Source organism: Actinomadura violacea (assembly GCF_017573465.1).
Taxonomy (GTDB): Bacteria; Actinomycetota; Actinomycetes; order Streptosporangiales; family Streptosporangiaceae; genus Spirillospora; species Spirillospora violacea.
On the sequence record NZ_JAGEPF010000047.1, the window covers coordinates 1 to 17,984 of the forward strand.

14 protein-coding genes are annotated in these 17,984 nt (G+C 73.3%); 4 read left to right on the forward strand and 10 right to left on the reverse strand.

The annotated features are described in order from the left end of the window. Positions 1–2,023, reverse strand: a 2,023-nt coding sequence (locus tag J4709_RS48775) for a sensor histidine kinase (RefSeq protein WP_208252336.1), incomplete at its 3' end; no start/stop codon positions are given. A gap of 283 nt (positions 2,024–2,306) precedes the next feature. Between J4709_RS48775 and J4709_RS48780 the strand changes: the two genes are divergently transcribed. Then, positions 2,307–3,818 (forward strand): M20/M25/M40 family metallo-hydrolase, encoded by a 1,512-nt coding sequence (locus J4709_RS48780; protein ID WP_208252337.1) that lies wholly within the window; start codon positions 2,307–2,309, stop codon positions 3,816–3,818. A gap of 79 nt (positions 3,819–3,897) precedes the next feature. Here J4709_RS48780 and J4709_RS48785 read toward each other — a convergent pair whose 3' ends face one another. Both J4709_RS48785 and J4709_RS48790 read right to left on the reverse strand, forming a co-directional pair. Further along, positions 3,898–4,704, reverse strand: coding sequence for an SAM-dependent methyltransferase (locus J4709_RS48785; protein WP_232385226.1), 807 nt, complete (start codon positions 4,702–4,704; stop codon positions 3,898–3,900). A gap of 40 nt (positions 4,705–4,744) precedes the next feature. Next, positions 4,745–6,031 carry a PP2C family protein-serine/threonine phosphatase gene (locus J4709_RS48790; RefSeq protein WP_208252338.1) on the reverse strand — a complete coding sequence of 429 codons (1,287 nt, stop codon included), beginning with the start codon at positions 6,029–6,031 and terminating at the stop codon, positions 4,745–4,747. 176 nt (positions 6,032–6,207) lie between these two features. Here J4709_RS48790 and polA point away from each other — a divergent pair, with 176 nt between their 5' ends. Then, positions 6,208–8,838, forward strand: coding sequence for a DNA polymerase I (gene polA / locus J4709_RS48795; RefSeq protein ID WP_208252339.1), 2,631 nt, complete (start codon positions 6,208–6,210; stop codon positions 8,836–8,838). Positions 8,839–8,853: 15 nt separating this feature from the next. Here polA and J4709_RS48800 read toward each other — a convergent pair whose 3' ends face one another. Beyond that, on the reverse strand, positions 8,854–10,041 hold the full coding sequence (locus tag J4709_RS48800; protein WP_208252340.1) for an acyl-CoA dehydrogenase family protein: 1,188 nt from the start codon (positions 10,039–10,041) through the stop codon (positions 8,854–8,856). A gap of 67 nt (positions 10,042–10,108) precedes the next feature. Between J4709_RS48800 and J4709_RS48805 the strand changes: the two genes are divergently transcribed. Further along, on the forward strand, positions 10,109–10,771 hold the full coding sequence (locus tag J4709_RS48805; RefSeq protein WP_208252341.1) for a GntR family transcriptional regulator: 663 nt from the start codon (positions 10,109–10,111) through the stop codon (positions 10,769–10,771). A gap of 32 nt (positions 10,772–10,803) precedes the next feature. On the opposite strand, the gene J4709_RS56055 is transcribed toward J4709_RS48805, so the two are convergent. Then, positions 10,804–11,481, reverse strand: a complete 678-nt coding sequence (locus tag J4709_RS56055; protein ID WP_307802135.1) for a GntR family transcriptional regulator — start codon at positions 11,479–11,481, stop codon at positions 10,804–10,806. Positions 11,482–11,582: 101 nt separating this feature from the next. Here J4709_RS56055 and J4709_RS48815 point away from each other — a divergent pair, with 101 nt between their 5' ends. After that, positions 11,583–12,359, forward strand: a complete 777-nt coding sequence (locus J4709_RS48815; protein ID WP_208252342.1) for an NAD(P)-dependent oxidoreductase — start codon at positions 11,583–11,585, stop codon at positions 12,357–12,359. A 60-nt stretch (positions 12,360–12,419) separates the two neighbouring features. Here the strand turns inward: J4709_RS48815 and J4709_RS48820 are convergent, their stop codons facing one another. From J4709_RS48820 to J4709_RS48840, 5 genes are all read right to left on the reverse strand, one after another. Beyond that, the gene (locus tag J4709_RS48820) at positions 12,420–13,361 is read right to left on the reverse strand and encodes a catechol 2,3-dioxygenase (protein WP_208252343.1); all 942 of its coding nucleotides are present in this window, start codon (positions 13,359–13,361) and stop codon (positions 12,420–12,422) included. Next, the gene (locus tag J4709_RS48825; RefSeq protein WP_232385227.1) at positions 13,358–14,410 is read right to left on the reverse strand and encodes a 4-oxalomesaconate tautomerase; all 1,053 of its coding nucleotides are present in this window, start codon (positions 14,408–14,410) and stop codon (positions 13,358–13,360) included. The genes J4709_RS48820 and J4709_RS48825 overlap by 4 nt, the downstream gene beginning before the upstream one ends. Continuing rightward, positions 14,407–15,105, reverse strand: a complete 699-nt coding sequence (locus J4709_RS48830) for a 4-carboxy-4-hydroxy-2-oxoadipate aldolase/oxaloacetate decarboxylase (RefSeq protein ID WP_208252344.1) — start codon at positions 15,103–15,105, stop codon at positions 14,407–14,409. Before J4709_RS48830 ends, J4709_RS48825 begins: the two co-directional genes overlap by 4 nt. Then, the gene (locus tag J4709_RS48835; protein WP_208252345.1) at positions 15,102–15,839 is read right to left on the reverse strand and encodes a PIG-L deacetylase family protein; all 738 of its coding nucleotides are present in this window, start codon (positions 15,837–15,839) and stop codon (positions 15,102–15,104) included. The genes J4709_RS48830 and J4709_RS48835 overlap by 4 nt, the downstream gene beginning before the upstream one ends. A gap of 129 nt (positions 15,840–15,968) precedes the next feature. Then, positions 15,969–17,831: an ABC transporter ATP-binding protein gene (locus J4709_RS48840; RefSeq protein WP_307802136.1), complete on the reverse strand. Its 1,863-nt coding sequence runs from the start codon at positions 17,829–17,831 to the stop codon at positions 15,969–15,971. Positions 17,832–17,984 lie beyond the last annotated feature (153 nt).

Below are 17,984 nucleotides of genomic sequence, written 5' to 3' on the forward strand. Positions count from 1 at the left end.
GGCGGGCCAGCCCGCGCGGCGCCGCCGGCGCGGAGCCGACCGGGTGCGCGACCAGCGGCGGCGCGGCGCCGCCCAGCAGCTCGTGCGCCTCGTCCAGCACCACCAGCGAGTGCGGGACCAGCACGATCGCGGTCGTCCCGCCGTACGGGGACGGCTGCAGCGAGACGCTGATGCCGTGCCGGTCGGCGAGCCGCGCGACGACGAACAGCCCGAGCCGCTCGGTGTCGACGAGGTCGAACTCCACGGTGCTGGACAGCCGCCGGTTCAGCTCGTCGCGCTCGTCGGGGTCGAGCCCGACGCCGCGGTCGACGATCTCGACGGCCAGCCCGTTGGCGACCGTGTCGAGCTTGACGGTGACCTCGGTGGTCGGCGGGGAGAACGACGCGGCGTTCTCGATCAGCTCGGCGAGCAGGTGGATGACGTCGGCGACGACGGTGCCGGTCACCGCCGCCGCGGACGCGCCGGTCACCTCGACCCGGGTGTAGTCCTCGACCTCGGCGATCGCGGCGCGGATGACGTCCTCGGCGGACACGGGGTGGTCCCAGGCGCGGACGGTCGGCGAGCCGGACAGGATGACCAGGCCCTCGGCGTGCCTGCGCATGCGGGTGGTGAGGTGGTCGAGCCGGAACAGGTCGTCCAGTTCCTCGGGGCTGGCGGCGCGGCGCTCCATCTGGTCCAGCAGCCGGAGCTGGCGGTGCAGCAGCGACTGGCTGCGCCACGACAGGTTCACGAACACCCGGTTGATGCTCGCGCGCAGGTCGGCCTCGCCGACCGCGGTACTCACCGCGGTCCGCTGGACGGCGCCGAACGCCTCGCCGACCAGCGCGATCTCGCGGGTGCCGCCGATCACCGGCGGCGGCACCTCGGCCTCCACGTCGACCTTGTCGCCGCGCCGCAGCCGCGCCACCACCCGCGGCAGCCGCTCGTGCGCCAGCTCCTGCGCGGTCCGCTGCAGGTGCCGCAGCTCCTCGGTGATGCGCCGGGCGAACAGCAGCGACAGCACCACCGACGCCGCGACGGCCAGCAGCCCGAGCCCGCCGATCAGGTAGAAGGCGAGCATGATGCGGCGGCCGGCGGGCTTGACGTCCTTGTTGCTCACCTGGTCGCCGGCCTTGGCGGCGGCCTGCAGCCAGACCGGGGACAGCGCCGAGATCGTGCCGCGCCACTCGCGCTGGGACGGGGCGAACCCGTTGTCCACCACCGCGTTCTCCAGCGCGGTGTAGGCGGTGTACTGCGAGGAGTTCGCCAGGTCCTCCATGATCTTGGAGATCGGGCCGTTCCCGGCGGCGCGGCCGAGCTCGAAGAACTGGGCGCGGGTGCTCGCCCAGCCGGCGAACGCGGTCCGCTCGTCGGAGCCGAGTGTGCCGCGCCGCAGCCCCGACACCAGGTCGGCCTCGCGCAGCATGAACTCGCGCGCCCAGTAGTTGTCCAGCAGCGCGTTGGTCTGCTGGTACACCGGGACGGCGTTGACGCTGACCAGCGTGGTGAGCACCCGGATCGTGCCGTCGATGATCTTGCTGTAGCCGCCGATCGCGCCGAGCGGGGTGGTCCCGTCGATGCTGATCTGTGCGCGCAGCGTCTCCAGCCCGTCGAACGCGCCGCTGAGCAGGCGGACGCGCCGCTCGACGGAGTCGTCCATCGCGCCGGTGGCGGCCGAGGAGAACGCGGACTTGCGGAACGCGGCGACCTTGGCGTCGGTGAGCGCGGCCTGCTCCTTGAACCGCGTCGCGTTCGCGGGCTTCTGGCGGGTCAGCGACGCGACGGCCGCGGTGCGCTCCTGCTGCATCGCCTCGATGACGGTGGTGGCCGGCACCCCGATCTTGTCGTACACCGTCGCGAAGTCGTACCGCTCGAGCGCGTTCGACAGCGTGACGCCGGTCGGGACGAGCCACAGGAGCAGCAGCGAGGCCAGCGGGACGGCCAGCAGCAGCGCGATCCGGCGCCTGATGCTGCGGGTGCGCGCCCGGCCGGTCCGGATGCGCGGACGCCGCGGCGTCGCGGGCGCCTCGTCGGGTCCCGTCACCGGATCACTCCCTGTGTGTGTGCGTCGCGGAGCTCGTTCCGTCGCCGAGCTGCAAAGGCCCGCAGCATACTGAGTCGGATTTATCGCTGACCAGGGGTATCAATTGTTATTTATCGGGTGCGTACGCAGTGTGACCTCGGATTCGGGGCGCCATGGGGTTCCGGTGGGAGGTGCTGGCCGCTTCCGGCTACCGCCGAGGATTGGCAACTCTAGATCTTGTTGGGGGTAAGCCCACATGTCACGCTTCGTGGAATTTGTCCCCCACGCAAACGGAGACACGGTCATGCGCAGAGCCGCGCTCGCCTCCCTCCTGGGGCTCTCGCTCGCCGCCGCCACACTGGCCGCGACCGACGCCCAGGCCGCCGGACCGGACCGGTCCCGGCTGGCCGAACTCGTGACGCTCAAGGCCGTCCGCGCGCACCAGCTCGACCTGCAGAAGATCGCGGACGCCAACGGCGGCAACCGGGCCGCCGGCCTGGACGGCAACAAGATCACCATCAAGTACATCGCCGACCAGCTGAAGCGGTACGGCTACCACCCGACCGTCCAGAACTTCTCCTTCGACTACTGGCAGGAGAACACGCCCGCCACGTTCGCCGAGACCGCGCCGGCGCCGAAGACCTACACCCCCGAGACCGACTTCGCGACGCTGCAGTACTCGGGGAGCGGCGACGTCACCGCCGCCGCGACGCCCGTCGACCCGGGGGCGACCGGAACCGGCAGCGGCTGCGAGGCCGGGGACTTCACCGGCTTCACCAAGGGGAACGTCGCGCTGATCCAGCGCGGCGGCTGCTTCTTCTCCGTCAAGGCCGACAACGCCATCGCCGCCGGCGCGAGCGCCGTCGTCATCTACCAGCTGCCCGGCGAACCCGGACCGGTGTCGGGCACCCTCACCACCCCGTACTCGATCCCGGTCGTCGGCCCGACCAACGCGGTCGGCACCGACCTGGTGAAGCAGGCGCAGAACGGCGGCGTGACGCTGCACGTCAAGACCGACACCACCGCCGAGAAGCGGCAGGCCGCCAACGTCATCGCCGACACCGGCCGCGGCCGTCCCGACAACGTCGTGGTCGTCGGCGCGCACAACGACAGCGTCACCGCGGGGCCCGGCATCAACGACGACGGCTCCGGCACCGCGACGCTGCTGGAGATGGCCAAGCAGATCCACAAGCTCGGCAAGAAGGTCCGCAACCAGGTGCGGTTCGCCTTCTGGGGTGCCGAGGAGGAGGGCCTGCTCGGCTCCCAGTACTACGTCGACAACCTGCCGCAGGCCGAGCGCGACAAGGTCGCGCTGATGCTCGACTTCGACATGCTCGCCTCGCCGAACTACGTCCGGTTCGTCTACGACGGCGACAACAGCGAGGGCGGCAACAACGTCGACACCCCGGCCGGGACCGGCGCGATCGAGAAGGCGTTCAACGACCACTTCTCCGGCCGGCACCTCGCCACCGACCCGACCGCGTTCGACGGCCGCTCCGACTACAACGCCTTCATCACCGCGGGCATCCCGGCCGGCGGCATCTTCACCGGCGCCGAGAAGATCAAGACCCCGGAGCAGGCGAAGGTGTACGGCGGCACCGCCGGCGTCGCCTACGACCCCTGCTACCACTCGGTGTGCGACCGCTACGACAACGTGAACCTGCAGGGCTTCGACCAGATGATCGACGCCACCGCGGCGGTCACCGAGCTGTTCGCGAACAGCACCCTCACCGTCAACGGCAACGCGCTCGCGCGCAAGCACGCGCTCGCGAAGAAGGTCCCGCCGGCCCGCCTCGGCTCCTACCTCACCCGCTGACCCCGCGTTGACCTGCGGCGTGTCGGCCCCAAAACCGCGGTTTTGAGGCCGACACGCCGCAACTCGACGAAGGCAGGGGTCAGGGCTTGCGGCCGACGCCGACCAGGAACCAGAAGCGGGACGGGTCGTCCGGCACGTCGCCGGGCGGGTCGGGGCGCCACAGCGGGCCGTGCACGAGACCGGGATCGAGCAGGTCGAAACCCGTGAAGAAGGCGCCGATCTCCTCGGCGGTGCGCAGCGTCGGCTCGCCCTGGGCGACCGCCTGCCGGTACACCTTCGTGACGGCCTCGCCGGTCTCCTGCTTGTGCGTGCCGTGGCTGACGGCCAGATGGCTGCCGGGCGCCAGCGGCGCGGTCAGCTCGGCCAGCACGCCGCCCGGGTCCTGCTCGTCGGTGATGAAGTGCAGGACGGCGACCAGCAGCAGCCCCACCGGCTCATCGAAGTCGATCATCTTCCGGACGGTCGGGTGGCCGAGGATGTCCGCGGGGCGGGTCAGGTCCGCCTGGACCACCGCGGCGTTCGGGTCCCCGTCCAGCAGCGCGGTGCTGTGCGCGACCGCCACCGGGTCGCGGTCGACGTAGACGACCCGAGCTTCCGGGGCCGTCCCGCGGACGATCTCGTGCACGTTGCCCTGCGTGGGGATGCCCGAGCCGATGTCGAGGAACTGCCGGACGCCGGCCTCGGCGGCGAGGAACCGCACCGCCCGCACCAGGAACGCCCGGTTCGCCGCCGCGATCGCGCGGGCCTGCGGCTCGATCGCCTCCAGCGTCCGGGCGATGTCGCGGTCGGCGGAGAAGTTGTGCGCGCCGCCCAGCAGGTAGTCGTAGACGCGCGCGACGCTCGCCCGGCTCGGGTCGATGCCGGTCGCCCAGTCCCGGTCGTTCAACGGGTCCCCTCTCGTTGTGCGTTCGGCGCGCCCGCGCCGGTCAGGTGCCGGTGCGGACGAGCATCACGGTGACGTCGTCGTGGTTCGGCGGGACGACGAGCTTGTCGACGACGCCGGCGCAGGCGTCCTCCAGCCGGTCCGCGCCGCCCGCGAGCGCGGCCCGCAGCGCTTCGATGCCGGCCTCCAGGTCGCGGGCGCGGGTCTCGATCAGCCCGTCGGTGTAGAGCACGAGGGTGGACCCGCCGGGGACGGCCACCCGGGTGTTCTCGTAGTCGGCGCCGTCCAGGCCGAGCGGCAGGCCCGGCGGCAGGTCGAGGACGGCGCAGCCGCCGCCTGGGTCCAGCAGGACCGGCGGGGGATGCCCGGCGCGGCATATCTCGGCGGTGCCGGACTCGGTGTCCAGCACGGCGCACGCGCACGTCGCGAACTGGACGGGCCCGATCCCCGGCGCGATGCGGTCCAGCCAGGTGAGGATCTGCGCCGGGTCCTTGCCGAGCATCGCGAGGGTGCGCGCGGCGGCGCGCAGCTGCACCATGGCCGCGGCGGCGGCCGACCCGTGCCCCATCGCGTCGCCGATGACGAGCGCGATCCGGCCGGACGGCAGCGGGATGATGTCGCACCAGTCGCCGCCGACGAGGTTGGCCTGCCCGGCGGGCACCGACCGGTGCGCCACCTGCACGCCCGGGACCGCGCCCGGCGGCAGCGGCAGCAGCCCCGTCTGCAGCGCCCGCGCCGCGGCGTGCTCGCGCTGGTAGCGGCGCGCGCCGTCCAGGCAGCGGGCGGTCAGCGCGGCGAGCTCCTCGGCGAGGGCGGCGTCGGCGGTGGTGAACGGCCCGGACACCGGCCCGCGCGCGAACACCACGAACCCGAGGACGGTCCCGGCGGCCCGCAGCGGGACGAGCAGGAAGTCGCACATGCCGGCCAGCAGCTCGCGGGCGGGCCGCGGCGGCGGCACCCGCGGCTCCAGGACGACGTGCCCTTCCAGCTCGGAGAACCGCTGCGGCGTCCCGTCGGTGAGGCACGCGGCGCAGGCGGTGCCGGCCGGGAACACCACCATCTCCCCGGCGGGGAACAGCGGCTCGAGGTCGGCGCCGGCCGCGCCGACCGCGATCCGGCGCGCCTCCACCGCCCGGACGCCGGGCGGGCGCGGCAGCTCGTCGCCGGCGATGAGCTGCTCGGCGACGTACACCCCGGCGCCGTCGGCGAACCCGCCGAGGGCGACCGCGACCAGGTGCCGCGCGACCCGCTCCATGTCCAGGACGCCGGCCATCCGGGTGCTCGCGGCGCTCAGCAGCCGGAGCCCTGTGGACTCGGATTCGGCGTTCACGTCCTACGCCTCCTGCGGGCGCTCGGGTGAATCGTGACGGGGGGCGCTGAACCGTGCAGACATGATCATTCCGCGCCTCCGGCGGTCGCCGCAAGACCTTCGCGGAAGGTCCCTCCGCTTTCGCGGGACGGCCCGGCGGCGGCGCCCCGGCGCGCGCGGCTGCGAGGATGGGGGCCATGACCGACCGGCCGCGCCTGCTGCTCCTGGACGGCCACTCGCTGGCCTACCGCGCGTTCTACGCCCTGCCGGTCGAGAACTTCAGCACGACGGCGGGCCAGCCCACCAACGCCGTCTACGGGTTCGCGAACATGCTGGCCAACGCGCTGCGCGACGAGCGCCCGACGCACCTCGCGGTCGCGTTCGACGTCTCGCGCCGCACGTTCCGCACCGAGGCGTTCCCCGAGTACAAGGCGACGCGGTCGCGCTCGCCCGAGGAGTTCGGGAGCCAGCTCGGGATCCTCGACGACCTGCTCGGCGCGATGAACGTCCCCGTGCTGCGGGCGCCCGGCTACGAGGCCGACGACGTCATCGCGACGCTCGCCACCAGGGCCGTCGCGGACGGCCTCGACGTCCTGGTCGTCACCGGCGACCGTGACGCGCTCCAGCTCGTCTCCGGCGACGTCACCGTCCTGTACTTCTACCGGACGGCGTCGGAGATGATCCGGTACACGCCGGAGGCGGTCGAGGCGAAGTACGGCCTGACGCCCGCGCAGTACCCCGACTTCGCGGCGCTGCGCGGCGACCCGTCCGACAACCTGCCGAGCATTCCCGGCATCGGAGAGAAGACCGCGGCGAAGTGGATCCGCGAGTACGGGTCGCTGGCCGCGCTGCTGGAGCGGGCGGACGAGGTGAAGGGCAAGGCGGGGGAGCGGCTGCGCGCCGCGCTCGACACGGTCCGGCTGAACCGGCGGCTCACCGAGCTGGTCCGCGACGTCGGCCTTCCCGTGGACGTCGGCGACCTGCGGCGCCGGCCCTACGACATCGCCGCGTTCACCTCGCTCCTGGACGACCTGGAGTTCCGCAACGCGAGCCTGCGGCAGCGCCTGTTCGCCGCCGACCCGGGCGGCGGCCGTCCCGAGGAGCCCACCGGGCCGGTGCTGCACGGCCATCAGCTCGGTCCGGACGAGCTGGCGCCGTGGCTCGCGGCCAGGGTGACCGGCCTGGTCGGCCTCGCCGTCGACTGCACCTGGGCGCGCGGGTCCGGTGGCATCGGGCTGATCGCGCTGGCCACCGCCGACGGGTTCGCCGCCGCGTTCGAGCCGTCCGCGCTGACCGCCGGAGACGAGGCCGCGTTCGCGCGATGGCTCGCCGACCCGGAGCGTCCCAAGGCCGTCCACGACGCCAAGGCGCTCCTGCGGGTCCTGCCGGAGCACGGGTGGCGGCTCGGCGGTGCCGCCATCGACACCGCGATGGCCGCCTACCTGCTGCTGCCCGGCCTCGCCGCGTACGGGGTCGCCGACGTCGCCGCCCGCCACCTCGGCCGCCGCCCGCCCGAAGAGGGCCCGGACGGGCTGATGCTGCAGGCCGTCGCCGTCCTCGACCTGGCCGAGAAGCTCGCCCCCGACCTGGCGTCCACCGGGATGGACGAGCTGCTCCGCGACGTCGAGCTGCCGCTGTCCGGCCTGCTCGCCCGCGCCGAGCGCACCGGCGTCGCCGTGGACGCCGAAGCCCTGCACGAGCTGGAACGGCATTTCGCCGACGGGATGGAGCGCGCCGCCGACGACGCCGCCGAGATCGCCGGCCGCCGCTTCAACCCCGGCTCCACCAAGCAGCTCCAGGAGGTGCTGTTCGGCGAGCTGGGACTGCCGAGGACGAAGAAGATCAAGTCGGGGTACTCCACCGACCTGGACGCGCTGACCTGGCTGGCGACGCAGACCGACAACGGTCTCCCGCAGATCCTGCTGCGCCACCGCGACCAGGCCCGGCTGCGCGCGACGGTCGCCGGGCTCGTCCGGGAGGTCGGCGCGGACGGCCGCGTCCACACCACGTTCCAGCAGACCGTCGCGGCGACCGGCCGGCTCACCTCCACCGAGCCGAACCTGCAGGTCATCCCCGTCCGCACCGAGGAGGGCCGGCGGATCCGCCGCGCGTTCCGGCCCGGCGAGGGCTTCGACGCGCTGCTGACCGCCGACTACGGCCAGCTCGAACTGCGCGTCATGGCGCATCTGTCGCAGGACCCGACGCTGGTCGCGGCGTTCGCGTCCGGCGAGGACCTACACAGCACGATGGCGGCGCGGGTCTTCCAGGTCGCTCCGGAGGCGGTGACCCCGGACATGCGCCGCAAGATCAAGGCGATGTCCTACGGGCTGGCCTACGGGCTCTCGGCGTTCGGGCTCGCCAAGCAGCTCGGCATCCCGATGGCGGAGGCGCGCCCGCTGATGGACGCCTACTTCGCGCGGCTCGGCGGCGTCCGCGACTACCTGGAGGAGGTCGTCGCGGAGGCACGCGTCACCGGCTACACCCGCACGCTCCTCGGCCGCCGCCGCTACCTGCCGCACCTGACCAGCGACAACAGGCAGCGGCGCGAGACGGCCGAGCGGATGGCGCTGAACGCCCCGGTGCAGGGCTCCGCCGCCGACATCGTCAAGATCGCGATGCTGCGGGTGGACGCGGCGCTCGCCGCCGCCGGGGCGCGCAGCCGGCTGCTGCTGCAGGTCCACGACGAGATCGTCCTGGAGGTCGCGCCGGGCGAGCACGACGCCGTCCGCGACCTCGTCCGCGACGGGATGACGGCCGCCTACCCGCTCAGCGTCGGCCTGGACGTGGCGATCGGCACGGGCGCCGACTGGGCGCAGGCCGCCCACTGACGCCCGCCCGCCGGGTCACTGGAACGCGGACTCGCCGGTGAGGGCGCGGCCGATGACCAGCGAGTGCACCTCGGAGGTGCCCTCGTAGGTGAGCACCGACTCCAGGTTCGCCGCGTGCCGGATCACCGGGTACTCCAGCGTGATGCCGTTGGCGCCGAGCAGCGTCCGGCACGTGCGGGCGATGTCGATGGCCTCGCGGACGTTGTTGAGCTTGCCGACGCTCACCTGCTCGGGGGTGATCGTCCCGGCCTCCTTCAGGCGGCCGAGGTGGATCGCCAGCAGCAGCCCCTTGCCCGCCTCCAGTGCCATGTCGGCGAGCTTCTGCTGGGTGAGCTGGTACGAGGCGAGGGGGCGGTCGAACACCCGCCGCTCGCCGACGTAGTCGATGGTCGTCTCCAGGCAGTCCAGGGCGGCGCCGATCGCGCCGAACACGATCCCGAAGCGCGCCTCGTTCAGGCAGCTCAGCGGCCCGGACAGGCCGCGCGCCTCCGGCAGCATCGCGTCCGCGGGCAGCCGCACCTCGTCCAGCACCAGCTCGCTGGTCACGCTGGCGCGCAGCGACAGCTTGCGCTCGATGTCGCGGGCCTGGAAGCCGGGGGTGCCGGCGGGGACGAGGAAGCCGCGGATGCCGTCGTCGGTGCGCGCCCACACGACCGCGACGTCGGCGACCGACCCGTTGGTGATCCACATCTTGGTGCCGGACAGCACCCAGTCGGAGCCGTCGCGGCGGGCCCGGGTGCGCATCCCGGCCGGGTCGGAGCCGAAGTCGGGCTCGGTAAGGCCGAAGCAGCCGATCGCCTCGCCGCGCGCCATCGCGGGCAGCCACTGCTGCTTCTGCTCCTCGCTGCCGTGCTTCCAGATCGCGAACATCGCGAGGGACCCCTGCACGGACACCAGGCTGCGCAGCCCCGAGTCGGCGGCCTCCAGCTCCAGGCAGGCCAGGCCGTAGGAGACGGCGCCCATCCCGGCGCAGCCGTAGCCCTCCAGGTGCATGCCCAGCACGCCGATGGAGCCGAACTGCCTGGCCAGCTCGCGCGCCGGGATGCCGCCCTTGTCGAACCATTCGGGCAGGTGGGGGCGCAGCTCCTTGTCACAGAGCTTGCGGACGGTGGCGCGGATCTCGCGCTCCTCGTCGGTGAGGAGCCCGTCGATGGCGAACAGGGCGGTGGGGTGGACGGTCCGGTGCCGCGGAGAGGTCGTCATGGCCCGGAGTCTAGTATTGGATCCAATATCCGTGATCCAGTGACCCCCGGCGTGGGAGGGTGGGCCGATGACGACCCAGCGCACGAGGCCGCCCACGGCCCAGCAGTTCGTCCTGGACGAGCTGCGCCGCGCCATCACCAGCGGCCGGCTGCGCCCGGGCGCGCCGATCCGGCAGGACGTGGTGGCCGAGGAGTTCGGCGTCAGCCGCGTCCCGCTGCGCGAGGCGCTCAAGACGCTGCAGGGCGAGGGCCTGGTCACCTACCACGCGCACCGCGGCTACCACGTCGAGGAGCTGTCCCTCGGCGACCTGCGCGAGGTGTACCGGATCCGCGCGCTGCTGGAGGACGAGGCCGTCCGCCGCGCCGCCGCCCTGATGACGGCCGCCGACCTGGACGTCCTCGACCGCGCCGAGGACGAGGTGGAGCGCGCCGCCCAGGCCGGGGACGTGCTCGCGATGGCGGCGGCGAACCGGGCGTTCCACATGGCGCTGTACGAGTACGCCGGCATGCCGCGCCTCGTCCGGCTCATCCGCACGCTGTGGGACTCCACCGACGCCTACCGCTCCATCTATTACGGCGAGGGCGTCAACCGGGAACGCGTCATCGGCGAGCACCGCGCGGCCGTCGCCGCACTGCGCGCCGGCGACGCCGAGGAGGCCGTCCGCGTCCTGGACGTGCACCGAGCGCACGCGGTCGCGGCCCTGGAACACCTCATGGCCCCGGTGAGCTGAGGGCCGGCGCGTCAGCGCTGAGCCGCGGCGCGTCAGCGGGGCAGGCCGCCGCCGTGCGGGCGGGTGCGGTCGGTCTCCGGCAGGGTGCGGATGACGCTGCGCAGGTGCTCGCGGGCGGCCCGCTCGGCGGCCGCGGCGTCGCGGGCGCAGACCGCCTCGATGATCGCCAGGTGCTCGGGCAGCGACACCGCCGGGCGGCCGGGGTGCATCGCCAGCTTGAACTGGTGCCGGACGCTCTGCGCGCGCAGCCGCTCCAGCACGCCGGCGGCGGTGCGCTGCCCGCTGATCTCGCGGATCTCGTGGTGCAGCCGCTCGTTCAGCCGGGAGTAGCCGAACACGTCGCCGGACGCGACGGCGGCGCGCATGCCGTCGCCGATCTCGGTGAGCAGCCGGACGCCGTCCTCGGTGATCCGCTCGGCGGCCTTCGCGGCGCACAGCCCCTCGATCACCATGCGCAGCTCGCTGATCTCGATGGCCTCCTCCAGGGAGACCGCGCGGACCCGGGCGCCGCGGTTCTGCACGCGCTCGATCAGCCCCTCGTTGGCCAGCTCCAGCAGCGCGGCGCGGACCGCCGCCCGGCTCGCGGCGAACCGTTCGGCGAGGTCGGCCTCGACCAGCCGCTGGTTGGGGACGAACTCGCCGGAGAGGATCGCCTCCCGGATCCCGGTCACCACCGGGGCGCCGGTGTCCCGGGCGTCGGCTGTCGGCACTGTCCCTCCCGTGGAACCCGTGCGAAGATATTGTCGCCAATTTTGTCGCGCCCCAGTCTAGCGGCCGGGGCGGTCGTGTCACCGTGCTCGAGGAGGCTCGAATGACGCAGGCTACCGGGCGCACGCCGGTCGTGGCCGTGCTCGGACTGGGCGAGGCCGGCGGCGCGATCGCGCGCGACCTGGTCGCCGCCGGCGCGGCCGTCCGGGCCTACGACCCCGCCGTCGCCGCCCCGGACGGGACGGTCGCGGCGGCCGGCGAGGCCGACGCCGCCGCGGGCGCCGACCTGGTGCTGAGCGTCAACAGCGCGCACGACGCCGAGGCGGCGCTGCGCGCCGGGATCCCGGGCGCGGGCGGCGCCGTCTGGGCCGAGCTGAACACCGCGTCCCCCGGGCTGAAGCGCCGGCTCGCCGCGATCGCGCGGGAGGGCGGCGTGCGGTTCGCCGACATCGCGATCATGGCGCCGGTGCCGGGCCGCGGCCTGTACACGCCCATGCTGGCCAGCGGGGACGCGGCGGCGGACGCCGCGGCGATCCTCACCGGGCTCGGCGCGGCCGTCGAGGTGATGGACGCCGAGGCGGGCGCCGCCGCGACCCGCAAGCTGCTGCGCAGCGTGTTCTTCAAGGGCCTGGCCGCGTCCGTCGTGGAGGCGCTGGAGGCGGCGCGCGCCGCCGGCTGCGAGGACTGGCTGCGCGGCAACATCGTCGAGGAGCTCGCCGCGGCGGGGGAGCCGACCGTCGACCGCCTCGTCCGCGGGACGCACAAGCACGCCGTCCGCCGTGCCGCCGAGATGGCCGCGGCGGCCGACATGCTCACCGAGCTGGACGTCCCGCCCACGATGGCCGCCGCCAGCCGCGACCTCCTCCGGCGCCTCCGTTGACTTGCGGCGTGTCGGCCTCAAGAGGCCGGTTTTAAGGCCGACACGCCGCAAGTCGACGCGTCAGAGGGGCGGGGTGCCGTGGGTGTGGAACGACTCGATCGTCTTCAGGCCCCACGCCTGGCCCTTGGCGCGCTCCGCCTCCGTCCAGGTGATCGGCTTCCAGTCGGGCGCCAGCACCAGCCGCGCGCACGGGTTGCACAGCTCGATCCGGTTGCCGCCCGGCTCGTAGACGTAGAGGAAGAACGTCTGCTGGATCGCGTGCTTGTGCGGGCCCGTCTCGATGAAGACGCCGTTGTCGAGGAAGATGTCGGCGGCCCGCAGGATGTCCTCGCGGGTGTCGGTCGCGAACGCGATGTGGTGCAGGCGCCCGTTCGCGCCCGTCCAGTCGCGGGTGTAGACGATGTCGTAGGACTTGTTGGTGAAGTGCAGCCAGCGTCCCGAGATGTCGCCGTTGTCGAGCTGGATCTGCTCGGTGGTGCGGCCGCCCAGCACGTCGATCAGGAACTCGGTGCTCGGCTCGACCTCCGCCGACAGGAAGTTGACGTGGTCGAGCCGCCGGACGCACACGCCCCGCGCCGGGTACGCCTGCGCCTGGTTCTTCAGCGCCGGCTTCAGCTCCGGCGGCGCCTCGTACCACTCGCTCTCCCAGTACAGCTCCAGCTCGTGGCCGTCGGGGTCGCGGAACACGTACGTCGGGCCGACGCCGGGGTCGCCGTCGCGCCAGCTGACGCCGAGCCCCGCCTCCTCGATCGCCTTCACCCGCCGGTCGAGGGCCTCCTGCGACCAGGTCCGCAGCGCGGTCCGGCGGATCCCGGACGTGCTGTGCGCGGTGAGCTTGACGGTGTGGTGCTCGTAGTCGTCCCACGTGCGCAGGTACACCGAGTCGCCCTCGGCGCCGACCTCGGTCATGCCCATGACGCGGGTGAAGAACCGCAGGCTCTCCTCCGGTACGGGCGTCAGCAGCTCGACGCTGCCGACATGCGCGATCTCATGCGTGATCAAAGGGACCTCCGGGGGAAGACGGTTCCGTCGAAGAGCTTGCGTGCGGTGCGGACGATGCTGGACCGCCGCACGGTCGTTCCGTCGAGCTCGACATCGACGTCCAGGGCGCCGGTGGGGTGCTCGATGCTCATCGGCACGCCGGGGGCGGGGAGGACGGCGAGGTCGTGGCCGACCGCGCCGTCCATCAGCACCGCGGTCGCCACCGTGACGGCGCCGAGCACGCCGATCGAGGTGTGGACGCGCAGCGGGATGAACGTGCGGGTGCAGATCGTCCCGCCGTCGCGGGGCGGTGCGACCAGCGTGGTCTTGGGGACGGACGCGCCCGACACGTCGCCGAGGCCCATCGCCTTCCCGGCCGCCAGCCGCAGCGACTGGATCCGGTCCCGCAGCCCGGCGAGCGCGGCGGGGTCCTCGTGGCCGGTGGCGCCGAGGTCGGACGCGGCGGCGACCACGACCGGCATCCCGTTGTCGATCAGGGTGACCTCGATGCCGGCGACGACGTCGCGGACGTTCCCGGTCGGCAGCAGCGCGCCGCAGGCCGAGCCCGCGGTGTCCTCGAAGTCCAGGACGATGGGCGCGGCGGTGCCCGGCACCCCGGAGATCGCGGTGCCACCGTCGTAGTCGACGGCGCCGTCCGGGGTCGGGAACGTCGCGGTCGCGATGGAGTCGGAGTTGACCATCCTGATCCGGGCGCTCGTGCGGTCCGGCGCCGCCGCGACGAGGCCGCGCTCGACCGCGAACGGGCCGATCCCGGCGAGCAGGTTGCCGCAGTTCTGCCGGTCGGAGACGGTCGGCTCCTCGACGCCGAGCTGCAGGAACAGGTACTCGACGTCGACGCCGGGCCGGCCGGACGGGGACACCACCGCGACTTTGCTGGTCAGCGGGTGCGCGCCGCCGATCCCGTCGATCTGCCGGGCGTCGGGCGCGCCCATGACGCGCAGCAGCAGCTCGTCGCGCTCGGCGGGGTCGGCGGGCAGGTCGTCGGCGAGGAAGTAGGCGCCCTTGGACGTCCCGCCCCGCATCATCATGCAGCGGATGCCGCCGATCATGACTCGCCGTACTCGCTGTAGGGGACGTACTCGATGCCCATGCCGGGCAGCCGCTCGCGCAGCCCGTAGCGGTCGAGGCCGAGTTCGCCCTTCTGGAAGGCCGCTCGTGTCGCGGCCTCCTTCTCCTCCCGCGCGCGCGCCGCCTTCACCGCGTCCGCGACGGTCTCGCGCGGGACGTGCACCACGCCGTCGTCGTCGGCGAGGATCGCGTCGCCGGCGCGGATGACCTGGCCGCCGATGGTCACCGGCACGTTGACCGCGCCGGGCGTGGCCTTCACCGTGCCCTGCGCGCTCACCGCCGCCGACCACACCGGGAACCCCATCTCGTGCAGGTCGGCGACGTCCCGCACCCCGGCGGCGGTGACGAGCCCGCGCACGCCCCGGTGCTGCAGCGCCGTCGCGAACAGCTCGCCGAACATCCCGTCGGTGGACGGCGACGTCGTCGCCACCACGAGCACGTCGCCCGGGCGGCACTGCTCGACCGCGACGTGGATCATCAGGTTGTCGCCGGGCCACGACAGCACGGTCACGGCCGTGCCGGCGATCCGCGACCCCAGGTGCACCGGGCGGATGCCGGGGCCGAGATAGCCGACCCGTCCCATCGCCTCGTGGACGGTCGCGACCCCGAAACCGGCCAGCTCGTCGACCGCGCCGGCGTCCGCGCGCGGCGGGTCGGTGACGACCACCGTCCTCACGCGAGCACCCCCGTCGTCTGCGGGTACACGCGCACGTACGCCTCGGCCATCGTCTCGTGCGCAAGCCCCAGGTTCGGGCCCGCGTTCCGCTTCAGCTGGACGCCGCGCCGCTTCGCCAGCTCGGTGTAGTACTCCCACATGTGCACCTGGGCGGGCAGGCACTCCATCGCCTTGCGCTTGCGCTCGAACACCGGGGTGATGTCCAGCAGCATGTCCGGCGTGAAGTCGCACATCTCCGGCTGGTGCGGCTCAAAGAAGAAGACCGGCGGCGCCCCCAGCGGCTCGCCCGGCGCGTCGTACCCGATGGCCTGCGCCAGCACCCGCGCCTGCATCGCCATCCGCGCCGCCGCCGGGTGGTCGCCGTTGTACGGGTCGGTCAGCGTGTGCGTGAGCACCACCGCGGGCTCGAACTCGCGGTACACCCGGACGAGGCGGTCCACCAGCTCGGGCGTCTCGCGCAGCGGGTAGTCGCCGGCGTCGAGGAACTCGATCTCGGCGCCCAGCTCGGCCGCCGCGGCCTCCGCCTCGCCCCGCCGCAGCTCCTTGATCTCCTCCAGGCCCTTGCCCGCGCGCCACGCCTTCGCCGACTCGCCGCGCTCCCCGTAGCTCAGGCACACGACCTTCGCCCGGTCGCCGCGCTCGGCGGCCAGCGCGATCGCCCCCGCGGCGCGCCACACGAAGTCACCGGCGTGCGCGCTCACCACGAGCAGCGGACTGGCGGCATCGGTGCTCATCAGAATCCTCCATCACAGCGAGAACCCGCCCCTGGACGGGGCCGGTCAGCACCGATCCTGAAACCTGTCGCCCAAATTGTCAACAATTCTGGCGCTTATCGTGGCCCAGTGGAGGGTGCTGGACGGGCCTCAGGCCGGACGGCGGTCGAGCGCCCCGGTCTCGGTGTCGGTCCCGGGCTCGGTGTCGTCGTCCTCGGTGAGGAAGCCGCCGGACTGGTGGTGCCACAGCCGGGCGTACGCGCCGTCGGCCTGGAGCAGCTCCCGGTGCGAGCCCTGCTCGAGGACGCGGCCCCGGTCGAGGACGACCAGCCGGTCCATGCGGACGACCGTGCTCAGGCGGTGCGCGACGACCAGCGCGGTCCGGTCGCGCATCAGGTGCCACAGCGCCTCCTGGACGAGGATCTCGCTCTCGGAGTCGAGGGCGCTGGTGGCCTCGTCCAGCAGCAGGATCGGGGCGTCCCGCAGGATCGCGCGGGCGAGCGCGAGGCGCTGCCGCTGCCCGCCGGAGAGCTTGACGCCGCGCTCGCCGACCAGGGTGCCGAGCCCGTCCGGGAGGCCGTCGGTGAACTCGGTGACGTGCGCCGCCCGCGCGGCGCGCAGGATCTCCTCCTCGGTGGCGCCAGGCCGGGCGAAGGCGATGTTGTCGCGCACCGACCGGTGGAACATCGCGGGCTCCTGCGGCACGTACGCGATCAGGGCGCGCAGGTCGGTCTGGCGCAGCCGCGCGATGTCCTGGCCGCCGACCAGGATGCGTCCGCCGTCGACGTCCATGAGGCGCAGCAGCAGCCGGGTGAGGGTGGTCTTTCCCCCGCCGGACCGGCCCACCAGCCCGATCTTGGCGCCCCCGGGGATCGCCAGGTCCAGCCCGTCGAACAGGGGCGGGCCGTCGCCGTGCGCGAAGCGCACCCGGTCGAAGCGGACCGACGCGTCGGCCGGGGCCGGCGGCTCCGGATCGGGCGGGTCGACGACGGCCGGCGGCGCCAGGAGCAGCTCGGTGAACTGCGCGGCCTCGGTGAGCGTGCTCTCGAGCCGCCGGTAGACCTGGTTGAACTCGAACATGATCCGGGTGGCGTTGGTGTAGTAGGTGAACGTCACCACGACGGCCTCCACCCCGAGCCCGCCGCGCAGCGCCACCGCGGCCAGCAGGCCGAGGACGCTCGTCAGGATCGACATCGGGGCGACGATCATGTCGACGCGCAGGTTGGCGTAGTCCCAGGAGAGCAGCGACAGCCGGCGCTGCTCGACCACCCGGGTCCGGTACTCCGCGGCCTCCCGGTCCTCGGCGGCGAACGCGCGGACCGTCTCCATGTTGGTCACCACGTCGGCGACGTGCCCCGACACCCGCACCTTGGCGGCCTCGCGCGCGTCCACCAGGGCCTGCCTGCGGCGGATGAGCGGGACGACGAGCAGGCCGGTCAGGACGATCATCCCGACGAGCACCACGACCAGCAGCGGGTGGAACCGCCACAGGACCACCGAGGCGAACGACAGCGGGATCACGTTGGCCATGATCGAGAAGGCGAGCGTGTCGGTGAAGTTCTCGAACCCGCTGGAGAAGTTCAGGATCCGCTTGGTGAGCGCGCCGGCGAAATTGTCGTGGAAGAACGCGGTCTCCTTGGCGAGCAGCTCGTCCATGCCGAGGATGCCGAGCCACTCGATCCCCCGGCCCTCCGTCCGGTTGATGCAGTGCAGGCCCGCCCGCCAGAACGCCTCGCCCGCCAGCATCAGGCCGGCGAAGCCGAGCAGGAAGGGCAGGAGCACGCCGGCGCCGGCGTCCCCGCTTCCGGCCAGGCGCCCGATCAGGGCGGCCACCACCAGCGGTGTCAGGTAGTAGAGGCACGTGTTGCCGATGGCCGGGAACGTCACCGCCGGGACCGAGACCCGCCAGTGCCGGCGCAGGGCGGCGCCGTAGTACCGCAACGCCAGCAGCACCGCCCGCCTGCGGGGAGCCGCGCCGTCCTGAGAACCCTTCCGTGCTCCTGGCAGAACCACGCGCCCCTCCCACGCCGCCGCGGCATTCATGCTGCCTCGAACCCGCCGGGGCGGGCGAACGCATTTCCGCGGGCGGCGCGGGCCGGCGAGCCGCGCCTTCCGAAAACGAGGAACATCGCGTCCCGGCGCACGCCGAAAGCGGGGGAGAAGGGC